The sequence below is a fragment of the Ferdinandcohnia sp. SAFN-114 genome (genome assembly GCF_059415045.1).
Genome location: NZ_JBPFDQ010000213.1, coordinates 1 through 848, shown reverse-complemented (window position 1 = coordinate 848; position 848 = coordinate 1). Strand labels below are relative to the sequence as shown.

Sequence of the window (848 nt, the reverse complement as noted above, 5' to 3'; positions counted from 1 at the left end):
CAAGGTAGCCGTATCGGAAGGTGCGGCTGGATCACCTCCTTTCTAAGGAAACTGAAGTTCTACGAACTTCATAAAAAGACGCTTTGTATTGTGGTCAGTTTTGAGAGTGCTTTTTTGTGCTTTCAATATTGCACTTGCGTCTGCTAGGTTAATCGAAGATGATTGATTCCTCAGCGCAAAGCTGCATGAAGATTACTCACTGATGTTTAATCACGATGTGATTGAAGTCAGTAGCTTTGTTCCTTGAAAACTAGATAACGTAACAAAACATTCATTGAAGTAGTAAAAGTTCTTATAACTTTAGGCGCATGAGAAGCGAGAAGTTCAAGGAACCGATTGAGGAAGCACCGGAACGTACTTAAAGGTACGTGAGGATGCTGACGAATGAGGTGACGAAGAAATTCGAAGCTTATCAAAGCCGAATAGGTTAAGTTATGAAGGGCGCACGGTGGATGCCTTGGCACTAGGAGCCGATGAAGGACGGTACTAACACCGATATGCTTCGGGGAGCTGTAAGTAAGCATTGATCCGAAGATTTCCGAATGGGGAAACCCACTGCTCGTAATGGGGCAGTATCCTTACCTGAATACATAGGGTAAGAGAAGGTAGACCCGGGGAACTGAAACATCTTAGTACCCGGAGGAAGAGAAAGCAAACGCGATTTCCTGAGTAGCGGCGAGCGAAACGGAAGATAGCCCAAACCAAGAGGCTTGCCTCTTGGGGTTGTAGGACACTCTATACGGAGTTACAAAAGAGCGAAGTAGACGAAGCGACCTGGAAAGGTCCGTCAGAGAAGGTAACAACCCTGTAGTCGAAACTTCGTTCTCTCTTGAGTGGATCCTGAGTAC

The 848-nt window shown here is 45.6% G+C and carries 1 rRNA gene; it reads left to right on the top strand.

The annotated features are described in order from the left end of the window. Positions 1-425 precede the first annotated feature (425 nt). Positions 426-848 (top strand): 23S ribosomal RNA (locus ACR65M_RS26975); the annotation flags it as partial.